The sequence below is a fragment of the Gimesia maris genome, from assembly GCF_008298035.1.
GTDB lineage: Bacteria > Planctomycetota > Planctomycetia > Planctomycetales > Planctomycetaceae > Gimesia > Gimesia maris.
This window is the reverse complement of the sequence record NZ_CP042910.1, coordinates 6,804,811-6,809,004: the sequence shown is the minus strand read 5'-3', so window position 1 is coordinate 6,809,004 and position 4,194 is coordinate 6,804,811. Positions and strand designations below refer to the sequence as shown.

Annotated in this window: 2 protein-coding genes; one reads left to right on the top strand and one right to left on the bottom strand. The window is 50.3% G+C overall.

Features of this window, described 5'->3' with window-relative positions; genetic code table 11:
• Window positions 1–623: 623 nt before the first annotated feature.
• Window positions 624–1,802, bottom strand: a complete 1,179-nt coding sequence (locus GmarT_RS25395; protein WP_002647207.1) for a zinc-binding metallopeptidase family protein — start codon at window positions 1,800–1,802, stop codon at window positions 624–626.
• A 316-nt stretch (window positions 1,803–2,118) separates the two neighbouring features.
• On the opposite strand from GmarT_RS25395, the gene GmarT_RS25390 reads away from it, so the two are divergent.
• Complete coding sequence (locus GmarT_RS25390; protein ID WP_002647208.1) at window positions 2,119–3,450, top strand: peptidase MATCAP family protein; 1,332 nt, start codon at window positions 2,119–2,121, stop codon at window positions 3,448–3,450.
• The last annotated feature ends 744 nt before the right edge of the window (window positions 3,451–4,194 follow it).

Genomic DNA, 4,194 nt, shown 5'->3' with positions numbered 1-4,194 from the left:
GATGCAGAAGACCTTATAGCCAGACTGAGCAGGTTCAGTTGTGATTTTCGAATTCAGTAATTTAATTGATTAAGAATTACAGGAATGAATAGTGGGAAAACGAGAGAATCGGATTGGAAGCAGTGTTCGTGTATAGTATCTATACAAAGATACTATTGAACACCACGGTACCAAAGAGATGGTTGGAATTCCAGTTAATTTCTTAAGAAATGACAGGAATTGGTGTTTTGCAAAAAGGGGGATGAATTCGGAGTTTAGGGTTGTTTTGGGAAGGATTTGTGTCTAGTGCAGATCACATATAACGATAGCATCTGTCAATCTGATATTCTCGGTCCCAATGGACCTGAAGTCGCTACCGTAAATCTGGACAGAGACTGGGACAGTGGTCGCTATATTTGTAGAGAGTGCAGCAATGCACAATTGCGGGCTGGTGAATAAAAATGACGTGGTGAATGGCGAGTTGCTGAACAATGCCAGTCGCGCGGCATACAGGGTGATATCTGTATTTTGATGCGTGTCGATTCGCGGTCAAAGGGAGGTGATTCAGCAGTGACTTTTGGATCTCTCGAACTGACGAAGAAGAGCGTCAGACCATTGATGGTCGCGCGTTAATCAGTTTCCAGTCAATGGTGTTCCACCACGGGCGATGTTCCATCACGGGCCTCTTTTACAATCATCTGAATAAAGTGCATTTTGCGAAGTACGGTGCGGGACATGACAAACGGATAGAAATCCTGATGACCCATGCTGCGCGCCAGTTCGTTCAGCACTGTGGTAAGCTGAACCCACGAGTTGACCAGCAGGATCACCCGTTCGGCATCAGGGGCTTTCGGATCATAGAGATCGTTCACAGTGAAGGGTTCGACTGCCTGTTCGACGTCCTCGCCCCGCAATCCAAAACGGAGGGCGGTATCCAGGCTGTCCACCACATGCAGATAATGAGCCCAGCATTCGGCCCAGTCTTCCCACGGGTGAACCGAGGCGTAAGAGGTGATATGCTTTTCAGCCCAGTTCGCAGGAGGTCCCTGCTCATAATTTCGTTTGAGCGCGGCTGCATAGTCTTCCCGCTCATCTCCAAACAGGTCACGGTATTTCTCCAGCCAGGTTTTGTCTACTGCGACGAGTCGGTCCCAGTAATAATGGCCGATTTCGTGTCGTAAATGACCCAGGAGTGTGCGATAGGGCTCATGCATTTCTTTGCGCATTTTCTCTCGAATGGAGTCATCCGCTTCTTCGATATTCAAGATAATCAAACCATCGGAGTGCCCGGTAATCACGCGCGACTTCTGCTCTGTCGATCGTAGAAAGTCGAACATGACTCCGTGTTTGGGGTCCTCACTCACTTTCGATTCAATCGGTAAGCCGAGATTTAATAATTGTGCGACGAGGCGCCGTTTGGCATTTTCAATTTTACGCCACCACAGACGATTATCGGAGTCAGCCAGGTTGGGAATTGTGTGGTTCAACCGGCAGGATCGGCAGAGTGTCTGGTCTTCGTCAGCCTGCACCAGCCAGTTACACCCGGCCGGGGAGTCAAAGTTTTTACAGCGTTTCCAGATGGTCGCCTGTCCGGGATCTCCGTCAAGCACCCAGGTACCCGAATCCGGGCCTGCTGTCATCGAGCGAAGCTGTTGTAATGAAGGTGCATATCCCAGCGGCGCCTGACAGCCCAGGCAGACGCTGTTCTGGAAATAAACAGGACGCCCGCAGCGACAACTGGATGCGCTTCTCTGTCCCGACTGCTCGTCAGACTTCCAGACTTCAACCAGGCGTCTGGTGACCGATTCGAATATGTTAAGCATGTAATGACTTTCTGTGCCCCGTTGCCGTTTACATCGACCTGGTCAGAGTTTACAGCCAGCGTCCGGACGAAGAAATCCACAGCCGGGGAGATGCGCGTCTACTTTATGCAGATCAGCTCCGGCTTGTAAAGGATGGTAAGGCCTTGTTCTCAGTGGAATACTTGTGAAACAGGTCCGTTTCGAGGCTTTGGGGTAACTACGCGACTCATTGCAGGTGTCGGTTTTCTGTATTTCTCTGTGAAATCCCAATGGTCCTGGATAAGATTTTATCCGTCAGTCCCGTATCAGTTTCGAGGGATGGAAAGTGAGTTGACTCATGTCAGAAATCGTAACAGGCGAAGAGGCCGCCGATAAACTGCGAACGCATTCGTTCATACACCCGGCACTGAGATCGCAAATTCAACAACTTGATGAGCGCCTGCTGAAACTGGCAAAGCCAATCCTGGTTCTGAAATATCTAAACTGGCCTGATGCGAGTGAAGCCAGGTTCCTGAAAGACTGGAGAGACGGCTGTCCTGCGTTACCGGAAGTGGAACTGCAGATCCCCGACTGGAAAGATGAGATCGCCGCGTTAGATGCGTTCGTGACTGAAAGCCAGGGGGAAGATCCGATCCTGCAGTTTTTAAGGCGGACAGCAGCCAGTTATGCCGAAGCAGGGCGGATGCTGATGGCGGTCGGAACATCGGAATTTACAGAGCGTTCGATTAATCTTTATGGCCGACCTGATGAAGTCTATGCGACACAGTCGCTGACGGGCGTGAATGCTGCCGCGTTTCTACTGGAAAAAACGGATCATCTCAACCAGGGAACATACATCGCGCCTGTGAATGCTGATCTCCCCGCCGATCAATTTGCTGACAGATTACGGCAGGCGGTCCAGGCGTATTTTACAGATGATGCTGTTACAGTGGTTGTCGATAATCAACTTTCCTCCAAAGCGATTGCTGGCTCAACACGCATCCGAATTCGTGAATCAGCGATGTTTTCCGACCTCGATTTCGATCAGCTCTACAACCATGAGGCACTGATTCATATGGCCACAGCGATTAATGGCAGGCGACAGCTGAATCTGAAAAGCCTTCAACTGGGTGCCCCCCGAACGACCCGTACCCAGGAAGGGATCGCGGTGTTTGCGGAGATCGCGACACGTTCGATGGATATCAACCGATTGCGTCGACTGGCATTACGAATTCAGGTTCTGAAAAATGCACTGGAGGGCGCTGATTTTATAGAATGTTTCAAACAGTTCCTGGAGGCAGGCCAGGATGAGCTGGAAGCTTATAAATCTACGCAGAGAATCTTCCGCGGAGGGGATGTTCGCGGGCATTCTGCCTTTACCAAAGATTGCGCCTACCTCAAGGGGGTGATGGAGACGCACGTGCTGTTGAACGTGGCAATCCGCGATAATCAGCCGCAGGTCATCGAACGCTTATTCGCAGGGAGACTGGCATTAAGTGATGCCATCACCCTGGAACCTTATTTTGAATCAGGCTTCCTGCAGAGTCCACATTATCTCCCGCCCTGGGCACGCGATACCCGTCGCCTGGCAGCGCTGCTTGCCTACTCGTCTTTTATGATGAGTGTTGATCTGGGTGCAGTGACCTTGAATCGATTTGTCGATTTTTCCAATCGAGTAGAATCAGAATGATTGCCGTTGTTCAGATACAACTTCTGTTTCAAATGAGTAGCTGATCAATGTCTTCGCAAGCATGCGCTTGGTGGTGTAGATGGTATCCTTCATGTCCGTCGATTGTGTCGTGGTGCTGCGCAGTCCTGTCCAGCCGGTGCCTTTCGAGACCGGGCAAATCCGGACTCATTTATCTGGAGTGTTAATTGGCTCGGAATGTTCATCTCAGACTGAAGTAGTGCGATCGGTTAGAATGTGTTGGCCGGGCTGGTCGTTGATCATGAAATCAATGCTGCTTACGCGGACGCTGCTGGGCAAGCCAGCCAGGGGATTCTGCAGACTGATATTCCTGCCACGAGAATTACGAAATCACTCGAACGGAGATGGTGTATCAATCTGGTACCTGCTGCATGGAATTCATTCTACTGATTGATTTCTGAGGCTTGTGTAACCGGGTTATCGGGAATCAGGTTTCATTTCATGTTCGAGGGAAATCTTATGGCGTGGCACAGGGAGGTCAAGGGGGGATGAAAAATAAAATGTGGCGATACAGGTTGATACGAGCACGATATTTGGCGTTGCCGGAGCGTTATCGGGACGAAGCTCTGCGAAGTGTGGCGACCCGCAGACTAACATGGGGAACAAGTGCTGATTCAGGCAGTGCAAATCTGGAAAAAACAGGCTTATTTTTAGTGAAGAGTCAAAACAGGTGTCGCGTGTTTCAGTGCACTGTAAACTGCTCACGCGCGCGACACGGTTAGACGC